This is a genomic window from Streptococcus sp. 4155, from assembly GCF_013276695.1.
Taxonomy (GTDB): Bacteria; Bacillota; Bacilli; order Lactobacillales; family Streptococcaceae; genus Streptococcus; species Streptococcus pseudopneumoniae.
In genome coordinates, this window is sequence record NZ_VMLM01000059.1 from 1 (window position 1) to 20,472 (window position 20,472).

16 protein-coding genes and 4 pseudogenes are annotated in these 20,472 nt (G+C 37.6%); 18 read left to right on the forward strand and 2 right to left on the reverse strand.

The window, feature by feature from the left end; translation table 11 throughout:
* The first annotated feature begins 33 nt into the window (after positions 1-33).
* The 5 genes and pseudogenes from HT715_RS07710 (at position 34) to HT715_RS07730 (ending at position 4,143) form a co-directional block, all read left to right on the forward strand.
* Entirely contained in the window at positions 34-861 is an 828-nt protein-coding gene (locus HT715_RS07710) for an HAD family hydrolase (RefSeq protein WP_054392807.1), read from the forward strand.
* Positions 862-910: 49 nt separating this feature from the next.
* A pseudogene (locus HT715_RS07715) lies at positions 911-1,497 on the forward strand (SGNH/GDSL hydrolase family protein).
* 83 nt (positions 1,498-1,580) lie between these two features.
* A complete protein-coding gene (locus HT715_RS07720) occupies positions 1,581-2,306 on the forward strand; it encodes a CppA family protein (protein ID WP_054392806.1) in 726 nt (241 codons plus the stop codon).
* Positions 2,303-3,238 (forward strand): serine hydrolase domain-containing protein, encoded by a 936-nt coding sequence (locus tag HT715_RS07725; protein WP_054392805.1) that lies wholly within the window; start codon positions 2,303-2,305, stop codon positions 3,236-3,238. Before HT715_RS07720 ends, HT715_RS07725 begins: the two co-directional genes overlap by 4 nt.
* An 8-nt stretch (positions 3,239-3,246) precedes the next feature.
* A complete protein-coding gene (locus tag HT715_RS07730) occupies positions 3,247-4,143 on the forward strand; it encodes a DMT family transporter (RefSeq protein ID WP_054392804.1) in 897 nt (298 codons plus the stop codon).
* Between the two features lie 44 nt (positions 4,144-4,187).
* Here HT715_RS07730 and HT715_RS07735 read toward each other — a convergent pair whose 3' ends face one another.
* The gene (locus HT715_RS07735; protein WP_138702030.1) at positions 4,188-4,886 is read right to left on the reverse strand and encodes a GntR family transcriptional regulator; all 699 of its coding nucleotides are present in this window, start codon (positions 4,884-4,886) and stop codon (positions 4,188-4,190) included.
* A 140-nt stretch (positions 4,887-5,026) separates the two neighbouring features.
* Here HT715_RS07735 and guaA point away from each other — a divergent pair, with 140 nt between their 5' ends.
* From guaA to HT715_RS12285, 3 genes are all read left to right on the forward strand, one after another.
* Positions 5,027-6,589 carry a glutamine-hydrolyzing GMP synthase gene (gene guaA / locus HT715_RS07740; RefSeq protein WP_138707197.1) on the forward strand — a complete coding sequence of 521 codons (1,563 nt, stop codon included), beginning with the start codon at positions 5,027-5,029 and terminating at the stop codon, positions 6,587-6,589.
* 158 nt (positions 6,590-6,747) lie between these two features.
* Positions 6,748-7,812 (forward strand): MspI family type II restriction endonuclease, encoded by a 1,065-nt coding sequence (locus HT715_RS07745; protein ID WP_252306330.1) that lies wholly within the window; start codon positions 6,748-6,750, stop codon positions 7,810-7,812.
* A gap of 16 nt (positions 7,813-7,828) precedes the next feature.
* Complete coding sequence (locus HT715_RS12285; protein WP_171043171.1) at positions 7,829-7,960, forward strand: MspI family type II restriction endonuclease; 132 nt, start codon at positions 7,829-7,831, stop codon at positions 7,958-7,960.
* A gap of 29 nt (positions 7,961-7,989) precedes the next feature.
* Here HT715_RS12285 and HT715_RS07750 read toward each other — a convergent pair whose 3' ends face one another.
* Positions 7,990-9,105, reverse strand: coding sequence for a DNA cytosine methyltransferase (locus HT715_RS07750; RefSeq protein ID WP_050208599.1), 1,116 nt, complete (start codon positions 9,103-9,105; stop codon positions 7,990-7,992).
* Positions 9,106-9,593: 488 nt separating this feature from the next.
* Here HT715_RS07750 and HT715_RS07760 point away from each other — a divergent pair, with 488 nt between their 5' ends.
* From HT715_RS07760 to HT715_RS07810, 10 genes and pseudogenes are all read left to right on the forward strand, one after another.
* Positions 9,594-10,880, forward strand: a complete 1,287-nt coding sequence (locus HT715_RS07760; protein ID WP_138706313.1) for a U32 family peptidase — start codon at positions 9,594-9,596, stop codon at positions 10,878-10,880.
* A 336-nt stretch (positions 10,881-11,216) separates the two neighbouring features.
* A pseudogene (locus HT715_RS11960) lies at positions 11,217-12,109 on the forward strand (ABC transporter ATP-binding protein).
* A 15-nt stretch (positions 12,110-12,124) separates the two neighbouring features.
* A pseudogene (locus tag HT715_RS11965) lies at positions 12,125-12,846 on the forward strand (hypothetical protein).
* A gap of 380 nt (positions 12,847-13,226) precedes the next feature.
* Complete coding sequence (locus HT715_RS07780) at positions 13,227-13,436, forward strand: helix-turn-helix transcriptional regulator (protein ID WP_020902217.1); 210 nt, start codon at positions 13,227-13,229, stop codon at positions 13,434-13,436.
* A complete protein-coding gene (locus HT715_RS07785) occupies positions 13,426-13,914 on the forward strand; it encodes a DUF6773 family protein (protein ID WP_138706315.1) in 489 nt (162 codons plus the stop codon). The genes HT715_RS07780 and HT715_RS07785 overlap by 11 nt, the downstream gene beginning before the upstream one ends.
* A gap of 115 nt (positions 13,915-14,029) precedes the next feature.
* Complete coding sequence (locus HT715_RS07790; protein ID WP_138707333.1) at positions 14,030-15,490, forward strand: nicotinate phosphoribosyltransferase; 1,461 nt, start codon at positions 14,030-14,032, stop codon at positions 15,488-15,490.
* The gene (gene nadE, locus HT715_RS07795) at positions 15,487-16,311 is read left to right on the forward strand and encodes an ammonia-dependent NAD(+) synthetase (RefSeq protein ID WP_050262052.1); all 825 of its coding nucleotides are present in this window, start codon (positions 15,487-15,489) and stop codon (positions 16,309-16,311) included. Before HT715_RS07790 ends, nadE begins: the two co-directional genes overlap by 4 nt.
* Before the next feature lie 349 nt (positions 16,312-16,660).
* Complete coding sequence (locus HT715_RS07800; protein ID WP_050262051.1) at positions 16,661-17,212, forward strand: GNAT family N-acetyltransferase; 552 nt, start codon at positions 16,661-16,663, stop codon at positions 17,210-17,212.
* A gap of 839 nt (positions 17,213-18,051) precedes the next feature.
* A pseudogene (locus HT715_RS11970) lies at positions 18,052-18,393 on the forward strand (G5 domain-containing protein); the annotation flags it as partial.
* Positions 18,394-18,407: 14 nt separating this feature from the next.
* Positions 18,408-20,472 (forward strand): PspC-related protein choline-binding protein 1 (locus tag HT715_RS07810; protein ID WP_172922888.1); only part of this gene is annotated, 2,065 nt, incomplete at its 3' end.

Sequence of the window (20,472 nt, forward strand, 5' to 3'; positions counted from 1 at the left end):
GTTTTGCAGGAAGTCTAATCAAGAGGAAAGTAAATGACGATTAAGGTAATTGCGACAGATATGGATGGGACCTTGCTGGATGCTAGAGGCCAGCTTGATCTCCCACGCTTGGAAAAGATTGTGGATCAGTTGGATCAAAGGGGGATTCGTTTTGTCATCGCGACGGGGAATGAAATTCACCGCATGAGGCAACTCCTGGAGCACTTGGTGGATCGAGTGGTTCTGGTGGTTGCTAATGGTGCTCATATTTTTGAAAACAATGAATTGATTCAGGCTCAGACTTGGGATGATGCCATTGTCGATAAGGCTTTGGCTCATTTCGAGGGTCGAGCGTGTCAGGATCAATTTGTTGTAACAGGGATGAAGGGTGGTTTCGTCAAGGAAGGTACCATTTTTACAGACCTTGAAAGTTTTATGACTCCAGAAATGATTGAAGAATTCTACCAACGAATGAATTTTGTGGATGAATTAACCTCTGACCTCTTTGGTGGTGTGCTCAAGATGAGTATGGTTGTTGGTGAGGAACGTTTGAATTCGGTATTGGAAGAAATCAATGACCTCTTTGATGGCCGTGTTCGGGCTGTATCGAGTGGCTATGGTTGCATTGATATCCTCCAAGTTGGAATTCATAAAGCATGGGGCTTGGAAGAATTACTCAAGCGTTGGGACTTGAACCCCCAACAAATCATGGCTTTTGGCGATAGTGAAAATGATGTTGAAATGCTTGAAATGGCTGGAATTGCCTATGCGATGGAAAATGCTGATGACAAAGCCAAAGCTGTGGCGACGGCTCTAGCGCCAGCCAATAGCCAAGGAGGAGTTTACCAAGTATTGGAAAACTGGTTAGAAAAAGGAGAATGAAGTAGCAGTACAGTTATTAGAAAATTGGTTACTAAAGGAACAAGAAAAAATCCAAACCAAGTATCGTCACCTAAATCAGGTTTCAGTTGTAGAGCCAGATATTCTTTTTATTGGGGATTCCATTGTCGAATATTATCCTCTGCAGGAGTTGTTTGGGACTTCAAAGACAATTGTCAATCGAGGAATTTGTGGCTATCAGACAGGACTGTTATTAGAGAATCTGGATGCGCATCTGTACGGTGGGGAGGTAGATAAAATTGTCCTTTTAATTGGGACGAACGATATTGGAAAAGATGTGCCTGTGAATGAGGCTCTCAATAATCTCGAAGCTATCATCAATCCATTGCTCGCGATTATCCACTGACTGAGATAAAATTACTTTCCATTTTGCCAGTTAATGAAGGCGAGGAGTATAAGCAGACAGTCTATATCCGCACGAATGAAAAAATTCAGAACAGGAATCACGCCTATCAAGAGCTTGCTTCTGCCTATATGCAGGTGGAATTTTTGTCAGTTTTTGACAGTTTGACAGACCAGGCGGGCCAACTAAAAAAAGAATATACAACTGATGGACTGCACCTCAGTGTTGCTGGTTATCAGGTTTTGACAAAAGCCTTGAAAGGCTATCTTTACTAAATAGCTAAATAAAGTTAAATTTGAGCATAATATCTTGTAAAAAATTCTAAAATCCTTTAAAATAAAAAGTGATGGAGGAATTTATGAATGTAAATCAGATTGTACGGATTATTCCTACTTTAAAAGTTAATAATAGAAAATTAAATGAAACATTTTATATTGAAACCCTTGGCATGAAGGCCTTGTTAGAGGAATCAGCCTTCCTATCACTAGGGGACCAAACAGGTCTTGAAAAGCTGGTTTTAGAAGAAGCACCAAGCATGCGTACTCGTAAGGTAGAGGGACGAAAAAAACTGGCTAGATTGATTATCAAGGTGGAAAATCCCTTAGAAATCGAGGGACTCTTATCTAAAACAGATTCGATTCATCGATTATATAAAGGTCAAAATGGCTACGCTTTTGAAATTTTTTCACCAGAAGATGATTTGATTTTGATTCATGCAGAAGATGACAGAGCAAGTCTAGTAGAAGTAGGAGAAAAGCCTGAATTTCAAACAGATTTGGCATCAATCTCTTTAAGTAAATTTGAAATTTTCATGGAATTACATCTCTCGATTGATATCGAAAGTTTCTTGGAACCATCTGAAATTGGGGCATCCCTTGATTTTATTCCAGCTCAGGGGAAGGATTTGACTGTGGACAATACGGTTACCTGGGACTTATCTATGCTCAAGTTCTTGGTCAATGAACTAGATATATCAAGTCTTCGCCAGAAGTTTGAGTCTACAGAATATTTTATTCCTAAGTCTGAAAAATTCTTCCTTGGAAAAGATAGAAATAATGTTGAATTGTGGTTTGAAGAAGTATGAAGTGGACCCAGATTATTAAAAAAATAGAAGAACAAATCGAGGCAGGGATTTATCCCGGAGCCTCTTTTGCGTATTTTAAGGACAATCAATGGACGGAGTTCTATATTGGCCAGAGTCACCCAGAGCATGGCTTGCAGACTGAGGCAGGACTAGTTTATGACCTAGCTAGTGTCAGCAAGGTTGTTGGGGCTGGTACGGTTTTTACCTTTTTGTGGGAAAAAGGCAAATTAGATATTGACAGACCGGTAACCGATTTTTTAGCTGAGAGTGATTATCCAGACATCACTATTCGTCAGCTCTTGACTCACGCAACAGATCTTGATCCTTTTATTCCCAATCGTGATCTTTTAACAGCCCCTGAATTAAAGAAAGCGATGTTTCATCTCAAGAGACGAAGTCAGCCAGCCTTTCTTTATTCAGATGTCCATTTTTTGCTGTTGGGCTTTATTTTGGAAAGAATCTTTAATCAAGAACTGGATGTAATTTTACAAGAACAAGTTTGGAAACCGTGGGGAATGACGGAAACCCAATTTGGACCTGTTGAGCTTGCTGTTCCAACAGTTAGAGGTGTCGAGGCAGGTCTGGTACATGATCCCAAGGCTCGCCTCTTGGGCAGACATGCAGGTAGTGCTGGTTTGTTTTCGACTGTAAAGGATTTACAAATCTTTTTAGAACACTATTTAGCAGATGATTTTGCAAGAGATTTGAGTCAAAATTTTTCACCTTTGGATGACAAGGAACGTTCTTTGGCGTGGAATTTGGCAGGAGATTGGCTAGACCATACGGGCTATACAGGTACCTTTATCATGTGGAATCGCCAGAAGCAAGAAGCGGCCATTTTCCTATCGAATCGTACCTATGAAAAGGATGAGAGGGCTCAATGGATTGTAGAACGCAATCAAGTGATGAACTTGATTCGCAAAGAAGAGTAAGGAGAGATATGTCAAACAGTTTAAAAGGGACTCTATTAACAGTTGTGGCTGGGATTGCTTGGGGCTTGTCAGGAACGAGTGGCCAATACCTGATGGCACACGGGATTTTGTCTCTGGTCTTGACCAACTTGCGTCTTCTAATCGCCGGTGGGATTCTTATGCTCTTGGCTTATGCTACTGCAAAGGATAAAATGCTGGCCTTTTTAAAGGATAGAAAGAGTTTGCTGTCTCTTCTTATTTTTGCTCTAATTGGCCTCTTCCTCAACCAATTCGCCTATCTAACTGCTATTCAGGAAACCAATGCAGGAACAGCGACTGTGCTTCAGTATGTTTGTCCTGTCGGGATTTTGATTTATAGCTGTATCAAAGATAAGGTGGCGCCAACACTGGGAGAGATAGTTTCTATCATATTAGCCATCGGAGGGACCTTCCTGATCGCCACTCATGGGCAGTTGGACCAGTTATCTATGACACCTGCAGGTCTGTTCTGGGGGCTCTTTTCTGCTCTGACTTACGCACTTTATATTATTTTACCCATAGCCTTGATTAAGAAGTGGGGGAGCAGCTTGGTCATTGGTGTGGGAATGGTCATAGCAGGTTTGGTCGCCCTTCCTTTTACAGGAGTTCTAGAGGCTACTATCCTAACTAGTCTTGATTTTCTCCCTGCATTTGCGGGCATTGTCCTTATCGGGACTGTCTTTGCCTATACAGCCTTTCTAAAAGGAGCCAGTCTGATAGGACCGGTTAAGTCAAGTTTGTTGGCTTTAATTGAGCCAATTTCGGCTGTTTTCTTTGCCTTCTTAATCATGAATGAACAATTTTATCCCATTGATTTTCTTGGTATGGCAATGATATTGTTTGCTGTAACTTTGATTTCGTTGAAAGATTTACTCTTAGAAAAATAAAAAGACTCTTTGTCATCCGTGACAGAGAGTTTTTGCATAATAATCTAATTATTTTCAAGATAAAATTCAAAGCGTTCGCCTACATATTGACTTTTTACGTATTCAAATGCAGTACCATCTTCTAGGTAGGAAACCTGAGTCAAACCAAGAATAGCATGTCCTTTTTCAACTTCTAAATAGTGGGCAATTTTTTCTTTAGCAAGGCGAGAATAAATGGTCTGTTGTGATTTACCAATACGGTAGCCATGTTTTTGCAAGGTTTGGAAGAAATGACTGGTGATTTCTTCTTTTTTAAAGTCCTTAATGAATTTTTCAGGAATAGAAGCAACTTCATAAACCAGAGGAACTTTGTCGGCATAGCGTACCCGCTCCATTCGGATAATATTCTCTGTTGGAGAAATTCCTAGCTTGGCAACTTCCTGCTCATTGGGAATGGTTTTTCTGTAGGAAATGAGCTGGCTAGAGGGAACTTTACCTTGGGACTTAACAATTTCAGTAAAACTGGTTGTCCCTCGCATCTTTTCTTGTACTCGAGTACTGGAAACAAAGGTGCCGCTTCCTACACGGCGCTCTAAGACACCTTCTTCAACTAATAGAGATACAGCTTGGCGAAGGGTCATGCGACTGACTGCAAACTGCTCTGCTAAATCTCGTTCACTAGGAAGCCTCTCCCCAATAGCCCAACGGTGATCGTCAATATCCTTTTTAATCTGATCATGGATTTTCATATAAGCAGGTAGCATATTTTCACTTCATTTCTATCTTTTCTCTATTGTACCCCAATAAACTAGAAAAAGTCAAACTTCGCCTTGTTTAGTTGGTAATTCGCCCTTATTTGTGATAGAATATTGAAAAAAGATATTTCTTTTGAGAAAGGAAAAAGATGAGCAACATTTCAACTGATTTGCAAGATGTAGAAAAAATCATCGTATTGGATTATGGTAGCCAATACAACCAGCTGATTTCACGCCGTATCCGTGAGATTGGTGTGTTTTCAGAACTAAAAAGCCATAAAATTTCAGCTGCTGAAGTTCGTGAAATCAATCCTGTAGGAATCATCCTTTCAGGTGGTCCAAACTCTGTATATGAAGATGGTTCATTCGATATTGACCCAGAAATCTTCGAACTCGGAATTCCTATTTTGGGAATTTGTTACGGTATGCAGTTATTGACCCATAAACTTGGAGGAAAAGTTGTCCCTGCAGGTGACGCTGGAAATCGTGAATACGGTCAATCAACTCTTACTCACACACCATCAGCTCTTTTTGAATCAACACCTGATGAACAAACTGTATTGATGAGCCATGGTGATGCGGTTACTGAGATTCCTTCTGACTTTGTTCGTACAGGTACATCAGCTGACTGCCCATACGCAGCCATCGAAAACCCAGATAAACACATTTACGGTATCCAATTCCACCCAGAAGTTCGTCATTCTGTATACGGGAATGATATCCTTCGTAATTTTGCTCTCAACATTTGTAAGGCTAAAGGCGACTGGTCAATGGATAACTTCATTGATATGCAGATCCAAAAAATTCGTGAAACCGTCGGTGATAAACGTGTCCTTCTTGGTCTATCAGGTGGTGTTGACTCTTCAGTTGTTGGAGTTCTTCTCCAAAAAGCGATTGGCGATCAATTGATCTGTATCTTCGTGGATCACGGTCTTCTTCGTAAAGGAGAAGCGGACCAAGTTATGGACATGCTTGGTGGTAAGTTTGGTTTGAATATCGTCAAAGCAGATGCTGCTAAACGTTTCCTTGACAAACTTGCTGGCGTTTCTGACCCTGAACAAAAACGTAAAATCATTGGTAATGAGTTTGTCTATGTATTCGATGACGAAGCAAGCAAGCTCAAAGATGTGAAATTCCTTGCTCAAGGTACCTTATACACAGACGTGATTGAGTCTGGTACGGATACAGCTCAAACTATCAAGTCACACCACAACGTGGGTGGTCTTCCAGAAGATATGCAGTTTGAATTGATCGAACCACTCAACACTCTCTATAAAGATGAAGTTCGTGCCCTTGGTACAGAGCTTGGTATGCCAGACCATATCGTATGGCGCCAACCATTCCCAGGACCAGGACTTGCTATCCGTGTCATGGGAGAAATCACTGAGGAAAAACTAGAAACTGTTCGTGAGTCAGACGCTATCCTCCGTGAAGAAATTGCAAAGGCTGGTCTTGACCGCGATATTTGGCAATACTTCACGGTCAATACAGGCGTTCGTTCAGTTGGTGTTATGGGTGACGGTCGTACGTACGACTACACAATTGCAATCCGTGCTATCACCTCTATTGATGGTATGACTGCTGACTTTGCCAAAATTCCTTGGGATGTCCTTCAAAAAATCTCAGTACGTATCGTAAATGAAATTGATCATGTTAACCGTATCGTCTACGATATTACAAGTAAACCACCTGCAACCGTTGAGTGGGAATAAAATATAAGAGTAACTTAGGCTAAGAATCCTTGATTTAACATCATTTTAACAACTGTATGAAGTATTAAAATGAGATAAATATATTTGGATTGTCTCCAAAGCGTTTCCAAAGAAGCTCTAAAATGAGCTTCTTTTTTCTAATATGGAGTAAAAATATTATGAGTTTTAACGTTGATAATCAGCAAAAATCTTTATCTGGTTCTGCTTCAAATTTAACTTTGTCTGAATTGCTTCAAAAAATCCAAAAGATTCCCAAATTGAATGTATCTGTAAAAAAAGGTTATTCAGTTGGATATGAAAATTGTGAAAAACAATTTAAAATGGATTATGCAATTACTTTCAATGACTTTGATAATGAAACTTGGTTAGTTAAACCGACTAGCTCGATTCGAACTGATAGAATCTATGGGAATGAATTTTTTGCTCAAAACATCAAGTTAGTTGATAAGAATGTCACAAGAATCTTTGTTGTTGTACCAGATTCTATTACCGAAAAAGAAATAAAAAATAAAAACGACTATTCAAATAAGATACATAGCGAAACTTATGTATCTTTCTTAGATGATGTACTAACTTTTTCTGAATTAAAAGACTTTGTACTAAATCATGCTTCCGAAAATCTATCTCAAGGGATTAGTGCTAATATTTTGGGAAACAATGCTGAGGATAGTATAGTTGACTTACTGACTGACAAAAACAATATCCTTCTATGGAATAATCACGCAAAACATAGCCAAACAATTAAATCTTCCACTTATAATTGGTTTAGTCAAATCTTAAAAGTTTCTGGTGTTAGTGAACAAGATACTGTTTTAGATATTGTGGCAACTAATTCAATACCTAAATTAAGTAATCGTGGTTATCCAAAAACAGATGTATCTTTTACGATTACTACTGAACAAAAAGAAATAACTAAAAATATTAGTGTAAAAAATACTTCTGCGGATACCGTAACAGTCCATGAGGGAGCTGTAGATGATATTATTCTTGCCCTTAATCTCGATTCTTCTTCGTCATTGGCTAATTCACTCAAAGAATTTCAAGCATATGGTAGTGCTAAAGGTTTGAAAGAAAATAATGAAGTTGCCTATAACACATTAGTTGATGAAATTCATAAATACAATAAAGAATTAGTTAACTTCTTTATGTTTGGGGTCAATAGTCCATTAGTTAACAATTCTATTCAAGTTGCTGATATAATGCTGTATACTAAAAAAATTTGAGGTTATTTTAAGGGATTTGTATGTTGATGAATATATTAAGAAATATTCATCTAAAGGACAGTTTGGAACTCCGTTTAAATGGACATACCCTAGTAAAAAACGAGGTCAAAAAGTACAAATCAAAGGTTTTACGAATAATAAAAAGTAGCAGTTCAAATATGATATGCTATTTTTTGATTAAAGGTATACTTTCATTTTATCAGCGACAGCTTTAATTACTGGTACAGCTACTGAGTTACCAAATTGTCTATACATTTGAGTTCTTGAAACTGGTACTTTGAAATCATCTGGAAATCCCATTAGTCGCTTACATTCTAGTTCACTATAAAGTCTCAACCCAGTTTCTCCACCTTTTACAAACGTTCCTGTCAAACGCTGAATTTTGTGATAGCTTGCAACAAGTGTATTTACCTGAATTTCGCTAGTTTTATCAATAATTTGAGGTCTGCCATCATCTTTTTTAAAAAGATATGTATCTTGCAGATGTTTTGAAATTTTGTACCCAGTTGGATTATCTTCTAAAATAGAACCTACTGGGACTTTTTTATCGCTTCCTTTAGGAAATTCAAAGTTATCTACTTTTATATCTGGATGGAAACCTACAATGATAATACGTTCCCTTCTTTGTGGTAAACCAAAACGTTGAGCATCAAGAATTTCATAGAAAATTGAGTAGCCTAATTCTTCTTTTAACGCTCTCATAATGACTTTTAAAGTATTCCCTTTGTCGTGAGTTACAAGCCCTTTTACATTCTCAAGTAAGAAAGCTTTTGGTTTTTTCTCTTTTAAGATACGAAGTACATCAAAGAACAAAGTTCCTTGGGTTTCATGAGTAAAACCTTCACGCTTACCAATATGGCTAAATGGCTGACATGGAAAACCTGCTAAAAGAATGTCATGGTCTGGAATATCTTTCTCATTGATTTGAGTAATATCCCCATATGGTTTTTCGCCATAATTCTCTTCATAAGTTTTAGAAGCATACCTATCCCATTCGGAACTAAAAACACATTCTGTGTTCTTATCCTCAAATCCTTTACGGATTCCACCAATACCTGCGAATAAGTCGATAAACTTTATTGAATCATTTGAAGTAGTTTTCTTTTTAGTGTTCATTTGTGTGTCTATTCCTATTTTAATTAGCTCGGAGCATTTTTGACTAAAATTCTTACAGTTATCAAGCTCAAGTGAATCAATTACATCAATCTCACTCTGAGTTAGATAAATATTTTTCATCTGTTTTTTATCAGAAACTGGTTTTCTTCCCGCTCCCTTGCGTGTGCCACCCTGCATATTTTCTTCCCTACTTCCTTATTCGTAATATAAAACCATTATATCATATTTTTGATAAAAAAATGTTTTTTTTCATATATTCGTCCGTATTATTTATTGATAATTTTTCAAACTCATCAAATGGGGACAAATTATGAACAATCGCTAAAGATTCTTCCATTTTTTTGATTTCGAATTTATAATCAAATTCGGTTTCAAAAATATCAATCAACACTTTTAATTTTAAATCTCTTAATTGTTCGAGTGGATAATAGTTTGTATTTATACTCAATGAAAATCAAAGAGCAAATTAGGAAGATAGCCGCAGGTTGCTCAAAACAGTGTTTTGAGGTTGCAGATGGAAGCTGACGTGGTTTGAAGAGATTTTCGAAGAGTATTAAAAGATTAGAATTGTCAAAACAATCTGTCTAGGCTTGATTTTATCCCTTATTTACTATAAAAATGAGAAGGAAATACGTCAAACTTTTATATTGCAAATAGGAGAAAACATGACAAAAACATTAAAACGTCCTGAGGTTTTATCACCTGCAGGGACTTTGGAGAAGCTAAAGGTAGCTGTTCAGTATGGGGCAGATGCTGTCTTTATCGGTGGTCAGGCCTATGGTCTTCGTAGCCGTGCAGGTAACTTTACCTTTGAACAAATGGAAGAAGGTGTCCAGTTTGCGGCCAAGTATGGTGCCAAGGTCTATGTAGCGGCTAATATGGTTATGCACGAAGGAAATGAAGCTGGTGCTGGTGAGTGGTTCCGTAAACTGCGTGATATCGGGATTGCAGCAGTTATCGTGTCTGACCCAGCCTTGATTATGATTGCAGCGACAGAAGCACCAGGTCTTGAAATTCACCTCTCTACCCAAGCAAGTGCCACTAACTATGAAACACTTGAATTTTGGAAAGAACTGGGCTTGACTCGTGTCGTTTTGGCGCGTGAGGTTTCGATGGAAGAATTAGCTGAAATTCGCAAACGTACAGATGTTGAGATTGAAGCATTTGTCCATGGAGCTATGTGTATTTCATACTCTGGTCGTTGTACTCTTTCAAACCACATGAGTATGCGTGATGCCAACCGTGGTGGATGTTCTCAGTCCTGCCGTTGGAAATACGACCTTTACGATATGCCATTTGGGAAAGAACGTAATAGTTTGAAGGGTGAGATTCCAGAAGAATTTTCAATGTCAGCCGTTGATATGTCCATGATTGACCATATCCCAGATATGATTGAAAATGGTGTGGACAGTCTAAAAATCGAAGGACGTATGAAGTCTATTCACTACGTATCAACAGTAACCAACTGCTACAAGGCGGCTGTGGATGCATATCTTGAAAGTCCTGAAAAGTTTGAAGCTATCAAACAAGACTTGGTCGATGAGATGTGGAAGGTTGCCCAACGTGAATTAGCAACAGGTTTTTATTATGGTACACCATCTGAAAATGAGCAGTTATTTGGTGCTCGTCGTAAAATTCCTGAGTATAAATTTGTCGCTGAAGTGGTTTCTTATGATGATGTGACACAAACAGCAACTATTCGTCAACGGAACGTTATTAACGAAGGCGACCAAGTTGAGTTTTATGGCCCAGGTTTCCGTCATTTTGAAACCTATATTGAGGATCTTCACGATGCCAAAGGCAATAAAATCGACCGTGCTCCAAATCCAATGGAACTCTTGACTATTAAAGTCCCACAACCCGTTCAATCAGGAGACATGGTTCGAGCTCTTAAAGAGGGGCTTATCAATCTTTATAAGGAAGATGGAACCAGCGTCACAGTTCGTGCTTAATGTAGTTGTTTAGTTTTAAAAAATTATGCAAAGCTCCATATACAACACTTAAACGAGATTAAAGAATGGCGAAATCCCTTGATGCGCAAGAAATTAGCTGTCCTTTTTTATTTTTTAAGTGATAAAGTCGAAGCTTAGGTATCAAAGCATATTAAATTAAACAAAGAAGTGATGTCATCGATATTTTGAAATCCTATATTTAAACTTAACACTCTCTATTTTTTATGGTAGAGAGTTTTTTTGCTAGTAAAATCTTACAAAATGACATTTATATATTGCATTAAGTTAGATATATGATATAATGTTGTTAAAAAGAGGCGCAACTTTTTAAAATTAATGGGAATCAAAGAGAAAACCGAGAATATTAATGGAGGAATTGAAAAATGGAAGTTATAAATGTAAGTAAGCATTATGGTCATTCAATCATTCTCAAAGATATAAATTTTGCACTTAACAAGGGTGAAATTGTTGGTCTAGTAGGGAGAAATGGAGTTGGTAAGAGTACGTTGATGAAAATTCTTGCTCAGAATAATCAACCGACTTCAGGTAATATTATAAGCAGTGATAATATTGGGTATTTAATCGAAGAACCAAAATTATTTTTATCTAAAACAGGTTTAGAGAATTTAAAATATTTGTCAAATTTATATGGTGTTGACTACAATCAAGAAAGATTTAGAAGTTTGATCTAAGAGTTAGATTTGACTCAGTCTATTAATAAAAAAGTAAAGACCTATTCTTTGAGTACAAAACAAAAATTAGCTTTGCTTCTAACCCTCGTTACGGAACCTGATATATTGATTTTAGATGAACCGACTAATGGTTTAGATATTGAATCATCACAAATAGTTTTAGCGGTTCTAAAAAATTTAGCTTTACATGAAAATGTGGGAATTTTAATATCGAGTCATAAATTAGAAGATATTGAAGAAATTTGTGAGAGGGTTCTTTTCTTGGAGAGCGGGCTTTTGACATTTCAAAAAGTAGGAAAAGATAGTCATAATTTCTTGTTTGAGATAGCTTTTTCATCAGCTACAGATAGAGACATTTTCATTACCAAACAAGAATTTGGGGATATTGTTCAGGAAGAGGGACTGAGAATTACTATGTCTGGTAATATTCAAAGTAGTGAGCTTTTTAAATTTTTTAACGAAAACTCTATTAAAGTAGTTGATTTTGAAACTAAAAAAGAGACGCTTAAAGATATTTATCTAAATCGTTCAAAATAAAGGAAGGTTACCATCATGAAATTAAATAAATTGAATTTTCTTAAGGAAAATATGAGGGATTTATATTCATCAGGCGTAATATATCTCGGTTTGCTTATCTCGTTTATACCGCCGATATTGGTTACATTCTTTATTCTAAAGACTCAAGAGACATCGCTTGGTATCAAGCATATTTCAAACTTTTATGCTATGCTCGGTATGTTAATGGCTGTTATACATGCTAATCGAATTATTAGCAGGGATTTTTCCTACAATACGATCAGTTTATTTTATAATCAACAGAAAAATCGGATGTTTTACGTCTTGTCCAATTTTCTATATGCCATCTCAGTTTCCATTATCTATGCTTTGAATGGTATTGTGTTACTAGTCATCGTAAGTAAATTGGGTGTTCCAGGTGATTTAGGATTAGATTTTATAGTAGCCATTGTAGTCAATACAATTTTGTTAGTCCTATTTTATTTTCTATTATCTTACATTTTCTATTTATACAAATTGAAAAGTGGCTTGGTATTTTAGTAGCTTTACTACTCTTTATCCCTAATATATTAAATACGATGATGATGAATACTAGTAATGATTTGTTTATCAAAGCAATTGAACTTCTTCCTTTTTATTCTTTACCTGTATTTGTGGCTTCAAATACGATGTCTATTAGTCAGTATCTTGTGGTAATCACTACAATCATTTTATTGTACTTTTTCACTCTCAAGAAAAGCAAGAAGTATTCATTTTAGTTTCATTTAGTATTATTTTGCATACCTAAAATACAGTAAAAAATCAGTCATCTTGGTATGCTCCTGCTTTCACTATTCAACACGTTTTTGACTTATACTAGGCTCATTTCCAAAAGCATTATATAATAGTGATATGAAATCAACTAAATAAAAAATACAAGCAATCAAAACTCGTTTAAAAGACCCTACTAAAGCTAATACTAAACAAAACATCAAATATCAAACTAGGAAGTTTATTTTAAACAATCCAACATACTGATTTTAGGCTGACGATAATATTGGAGTGCTAATTAATGAGGTTATAATAAATAGCTGACAGCTTTTGTTGGTTTTGGATTTTTTAAGAGTAGATGAGTATTAAAACTATAAGGAGGACGCAGGTGGCTAAAAATTTAAAATTAAAATTAGCTCGTGTAGAGCTTGATTTAACTCAAGGTCAACTAGCAGATGCTGTCGGGGTGACGCGCCAGACTATTGGTTTGATAGAGGCGGGAAAATACAATCCCAGTCTCTCGCTCTGCCAGTCCATTTGCAGATGTTTAGGGAAAACCCTAGACCAATTATTTTGGGAGGAAGAAGATGGTAAATAAATTTATTCATTATCAATTACTTGATGAAAGAGAAGAACAACTAATCAATAAAGCTGGGGCAGAGTCTTTTTCACTCTTTATTGGGCTTGTACTTCTAAGCTATTTGGTGGCAGTGTTGGCTCCATCTCTTTTTAATCCGAATTTTCTAGTCTATACTCTGATAGTAGGAATTTTCTTCTTTTTCAATCGTGCCCGTTATCTGGGAGTGACCTACTATAGTCGTTTTCATTTTACGATTTTGGGTTGTTTTTTTCTAACCTTGGCGATTACGGTTCTTTTGATGTTGCAGAATTATCAATTCAACATAGAAATTTATCAGCACAATCCTTTGAACGTTAAATACCTATCTGCTTGGGTCATTACTTATGTCATTTACCTTCCTTGGGTTTTTATAGGCAATCTCGGTCTGAAGAGCTATGGAGAATGGGCTCAGAAAAAATTTGAGCAAGACATGGATGAACTGGAGAGTAGTGAATAGCTTGTTACTCTTTTCTCAATCCAGCTAAAATGTGATATAATAGTACTAATTTATTGGAATACATGAAAGTTCTTGAAAATTTTCATGGGTTTCTAGCTAAGGAAGTAGGAAAAGTATGTATCCAGATGATAGTTTGACATTGCACACGGACTTGTACCAGATTAACATGATGCAGGTTTACTTTGACCAAGGAATTCACAATAAAAAGGCGGTCTTTGAGGTTTATTTCCGTCAGCAGCCTTTTAAAAATGGCTATGCGGTTTTTGCAGGTTTGGAAAGAATTGTGAATTATCTTGAAGACTTGTGTTTTTCAGATAGTGATATTGCCTATTTGGAGTCGCTAGGCTATCATGGGGCATTCTTGGACTATCTCCGCAATTTCAAGTTGGAGTTGGCCGTTCGTTCTGCCCAAGAAGGGGACTTGGTTTTTACTAATGAACCGATTGTGCAGGTGGAAGGCCCTCTAGCCCAATGTCAGTTGGTCGAAACAGCCCTTTTGAACATCGTCAACTACCAGACCTTGGTGGCGACTAAGGCAGCTCGTATTCGCTCGGTTATTGAAGATGAACCCTTGATGGAGTTTGGGACACGTCGGGCTCAAGAAATGGATGCGGCTATCTGGGGAACACGCGCAGCGGTGATTGGTGGTGCTAATGGAACCAGCAATGTGCGTGCTGGTAAACTCTTTGATATTCCTGTCTTGGGTACCCATGCCCATTCCTTGGTGCAGGTTTATGGTAACGACTATGAGGCCTTCAAGGCTTACGCTGCGACCCACAAAAATTGCGTTTTTCTTGTGGATACCTATGACACCCTTCGTATCGGTGTGCCAGCGGCCATTCAGGTGGCGCGTGAGCTGGGTGACCAGATTAACTTTATGGGTGTGCGGATTGACTCTGGGGATATTGCCTACATTTCTAAGAAAGTCCGTCAGCAACTGGACGAGGCTGGATTTACAGAGGCTAAGATTTATGCTTCTAATGATCTAGATGAAAATACCATCCTCAACCTCAAGATGCAAAAGGCCAAGATTGATGTCTGGGGTGTGGGAACTAAGCTGATTACAGCCTATGACCAACCAGCTCTTGGGGCGGTTTATAAGATTGTTGCGATTGAAGATGAAAATGGTAAGATGCGTAATACTATCAAACTGTCTAATAATGCGGAAAAAGTGTCTACGCCAGGTAAGAAGCAGGTGTGGCGCATTACCAGTCGTGAAAAAGGCAAGTCAGAGGGTGATTACATCACTTATGACGGCGTAGATGTTGCCAGTATGACAGAAATCAAGATGTTCCATCCGACTTATACCTACATCAAGAAGACCGTTCGTAATTTTGACGCTGTTCCTCTCTTGGTGGATATCTTCAAAGACGGGAAATTGATTTACAACCTGCCTAGCTTGACTGAGATTCAGGATTATGCTCGTAAGGAATTTGACAAGCTTTGGGATGAGTACAAGCGTGTACTCAATCCGCAGCACTATCCAGTGGATTTGGCGCGTGATGTATGGCAAGACAAGATGGACTTGATTGACAAAATGCGCAAGGAAGCCCTCGGTGAAGGAGAAGAAGAATGAGTTTGCAAGAAACGATTATCCAAGAGCTGGGTGTCAAACCAGTGATTGATGCCCAGGAAGAAATCCGTCGTTCCATTGATTTCTTAAAAAGATACTTGAAAAAACACCCCTTCCTTAAAACTTTTGTACTAGGGATTTCTGGAGGACAAGACTCAACCTTAGCAGGACGATTGGCTCAACTGGCCATGGAAGAACTGCGAGCAGAAACGGGAGACGACAGCTACAAATTTATCGCTGTCCGCCTGCCTTATGGAGTACAAGCCGATGAAGCAGACGCTCAAAAAGCCCTAGACTTCATCCAGCCAGATGTCAGTTTAGTCGTCAATATTAAGGAATCAGCTGACGCTATGACAGCTGCAGTTGAAGCGACAGGTAGTCTTGTTTCAGATTTTAACAAGGGCAATATCAAGGCTCGTTGCCGTATGATTGCTCAGTATGCCCTTGCTGGTGCCCATAGCGGAGCGGTCATTGGAACAGACCATGCTGCGGAAAATATCACAGGTTTCTTTACCAAGTTTGGTGACGGTGGTGCAGATATTTTACCACTGTTCCGTCTCAATAAACGTCAAGGAAAACAACTATTGAAGGAACTTGGTGCAGATCCAGCCCTTTATGAAAAAATCCCAACAGCAGACCTAGAAGAAGACAAACCAGGCCTAGCTGACGAAGTAGCCCTCGGAGTCACTTATGAAGAGATTGACGACTACCTAGAAGGCAAAACAATCAGCCCAGAAGCCCAAATCACTATCGAAAATTGGTGGCACAAAGGCCAACACAAACGCCACCTACCCATCACCGTATTTGATGACTTTTGGGAGTAAAAAGGTCCGGGGGACCTTTTTAGCTTCTTGCTTAGAAACTGGGGAGCAAGAATAGCATCCAGTGGAGGTTTTCAGCCTCTCACCTTGAAATAAGAAAGTGCGAGAAGGTCCGGGGGACCTTGAACCCCGAGTTTAGAAATAAGAAAATGAGGTAGAATCGGTAACTAGAAGAGTTCGATTTCGTCGTCTTACCCCTGCAACGATGACTAGGTTTGAAAAAGCTTGCTAGAGCGTATTTCAAACCAGACAGCGACTGCGTCAAGAAATTAGAAGACAAACTCGTTTTCTAGCTGTTACTGAGTTGAGCCTTTTTACTACGAGCATAGAAATAAGGAAGTGAGGTGGAATCATGAAAGCTATCGGTATGCAAACATTACAGACAGACCGTTTGATCTTGAGAAGATTTGTGGAGAGTGATGCAGAAGCTATGTTTCAAAATTGGGCTTCGTCTGCTGAGAATCTAACCTACGTCACTTGGGATCCCCATCCTGATGTCGAGGTCACTCGAAACTCCATTCGAAATTGGGTTGCCTCCTATACCAATCCTAACTATTACAAATGGGCCATTTGTCTCAAAGAGAACCCAGAGCAAGTGATAGGAGATATCAGCATCGTTGCAATAGATGAGAACAATTCTTCTTGTGAAATTGGCTATATTTTAGGAAAAAACTATTGGGGTCGTGGTCTTATGACAGAGGCCTTAAAAGCTGTCTTGGACTTTTGTTTTACTCAAGTAGGATTTCAAAAAGTCAAAGCTCGATATGCCAGTCTCAACCCAGCTTCAGGTCGTGTCATGGAGAAGGCTGGAATGTCCTATCTACAAACGATAGTTAATGGTGTAGAGAGAAAAGGCTATCTTGCGGATCTTATTTATTATCAGATAAGTAGGGAAGAATGTTGAATTCTATTTTCTGTTTCTATCGAAGTCAACTATTTATTGTAAATATAATAAATGGCATTCTAAGTTTATTTGCAACTTTAAAATAGCATATTGATTAGTACAAGACAGATGTTCTAGTTCCTTCTTTAATCTGGTTTAGTATTAGTTAAAAAATCGCTTTAAGCTTGTAACTAAGAGGGAGCTAATCGACTAGATTCTCCAGCCGAACAGGTGGTAATGTGCTTTTTATAGTGTAATCCTAGCTGTTGTTAAATTTAAAATAGAATCCTCTATCGAGTTAGGGAATTAAATTCCACCAATTTTATTTATGTTTTTTTATCAAAATATCTAACATTAAAATAGTCTCATTCTGATGCGCAAACTATTCTATTTATACTGCATAGTTGTATAAGGAATGATGAAAGATGAGTGAAAGTTATCAAGTTGGAATGTTTGTATCTAAATATATTAGCATGTATTTAGATAAGATGTCTGCAATCCTTTATATATGAGATTGATTACGATATAGTTAAAGTGTTAGTTCAATAATTAATATATCATTTTAAGTTTGTTTGATGTATGAAACATATTGTTTAATATTTGCCAGAAAATATGCTATACTAAGTAGTAACTTTTAGAAGGAGGATGTAATGGCAAAATCTAATACCAATAAGCGCTATGCATTACGTAAACTCGGAAAGATTTTTGGTTCTGTGATAGTCGGGCTAACTTTATTTTTAGGAGGAATCCTGAATACAAGTTTTGTTCATGCTGATGGAACAAGAGTGACATTTATTAAAGACGATACCCGCCGTAAAGGAGAGGAACCGGAGACTGATGTTGATGAAGTAGGAAATATTATTGTTAAAGTTCCAGCTAAAGATAGCGTTGAAACAAAAGTAATTCCAATAGAAGCAGAATACGAAGCCGATCCTATGTTAGAAAAAGGGAAAAAAGTAGATGATTCAAATCGTCAAGGTAAACTAGGTGTCAGAACTATTACTACTACTTACAGAATTGAAAATGGTAAAGCAGTAGAGGATACTTCTACAGAAAAAGTAACAACTCCTATGGAAAAGAAAATTATAAAAGTCGAAACTAAACCTACTGTTCGTGTTGAAGAGATTGAATCAGAGGAAGTTAAGTTCGAAAAAGATTTAGAACATCAAAAAGGAAGCAACCCTAAGACTATACCTGGAGAAAAAGGAGATAAAGAATGAATAGAAAAGACATGAAAAAACAATATTCTCTTAGGAAAATTGGAAAGTATGTAGGTTCTGTTGTTATTGGATTATCGTTTGCAGCGGTTATGAATAGCACCAGCACCGAAGTCCAAGCAGCACAACAACCTCCATCAGCAGAATCATTTGAGTCTACTGACGACGAAATAAGTGAGGAAGGATTTACTACAATCGTAACTGATCTTAAAACAAAGGAGGCTGTACCTTTTGAAACAAAATACATAGCTGACGACACTATGGAATTAAATACTAAAAAAGAAGTAACACCTGGAAAACTGGGAGCAAAAGCATTTAAGAATAAAGTTTTCTATAAGTATGAAACAGGAGAGAAAACAATTCTTAAAACAACTCCCGAGAAGGTCATAATAACAGAACCCACAACACAGGTAATAAAAGTCGGAACTAAACCTACTGTCGTTACTGAAAAAATTGAGTCTTCTATTAAATATATAAAAGACCCTGATAGACCTATCGGAAGTGATGTTGTAACTGAAAGTGAAGGGGAGGATGGTATTAAGAAAATTACCACTACCTATGTTTTAGATGAAAAAACTGGAGAGGTTACGGTTAAAAACAACACAACTACTATTGAAAAAAAAGCGCAAGACATCGTCTATAAAGTCGGAGCTCAAGATAAAATTCAAGAAACTACGATTAATCATAAAACAATATATGAAAAAGATGATAATCTTGAAGTTAGAAAAAGAAAAATAAAGACCCCAGGAGAAGATGGAAAAATAGTTACGACTACCTCATATAATGTATCTCCTATTAATGGTACACCTACTCCTAATACACCAATAGAAAAAAGAACAGAACCTAAAACTGAAGTGATAACAATTGGAACTAAACCTACTGTTCGTGTTGAAGAGATTGAATCAGAGGAAGTTAAGTTCGAAAAAGATTTAGAACATCAAAAAGGAAGTAACCCTGAGACTATACCTGGAGAAAATGGAACTAAGGAAATTACTACAACATACAAATTAGATACAAATACCGGAGAAGTCTCAGAACTAGAAACAACCGAAAAAATACTAACTCAACCTACTCCTACTGTTGTAAAAGTCCCTGCTAAAGATAAGATTGAGCATAAAGATATTCCAATAGAAGCAGAATACGAGGCGGACCCCACGTTAGAAAAAGGGAAAAAAGTAGATGATTCAAATCGTCAAGGTAAACTAGGTGTCAGAACTATTACTACTACTTACAGAATTGAAAATGGTAAAGCAGTAGAGGATACTTCTACAGAAAAAGTAACAACTCCTATGGAAAAGAAAATCATAAAAGTCGGAACTAAACCTACTGTTCGTGTTGGAGATATTGAATCAAAAGAAGTTAAGTTCGAAAAAGATTTAGAACATCCAAGAGGAAGTAACCCTGAAACTATACCTGGAGAAAATGGAACTAAGGAAATCACTACAACATACAAATTAGATACAAATACTGGAGAAGTCTCAGAACTAGAAACAACTGAAAAAATACTAACTCAGCCTACACCTACTGTTGTAAAAGTTCCAGCTAAAGATAAGGTAGAAAAACGCATCGCCGAAAAAAGTACAAATATCCGTTTTGAAAAAGATGAAACTAGAGACCGTAATGAAAATCCTGTTACAATTGACGGAGAGGATGGCTATGTAACCACGACGACGACCTACGATGTTAATCCAGAGACTGGTAAGGTTAGCGAAAAGGTTACTGTTGATAGAAAAGAAGCCACGGATACAGTTATCAAAGTTCCAGCCAAAAGCAAGGTTGACCGCGAAGTCCTTCCTACAAGTGTCATCCGTTATGAAAAAGATGAAAGTAGAGACCGAGGAGCTTCTATTGAGATGGTTGACGGAGAAGATGGCTATGTAACCACAACGACGACCTACGATGTTAATCCAGAGACTGGTAAGGTTAGCGAAACGGTTACTGTTGATAGAAAAGAAGCCACGGATACAGTTATCAAAGTTCCAGCCAAAAGCAAGGTTGACCGCGAAGTCCTTCCTACAAGTGTCATCCGTTATGAAAAAGATGAAACTAGAGACCGAGGAGCTT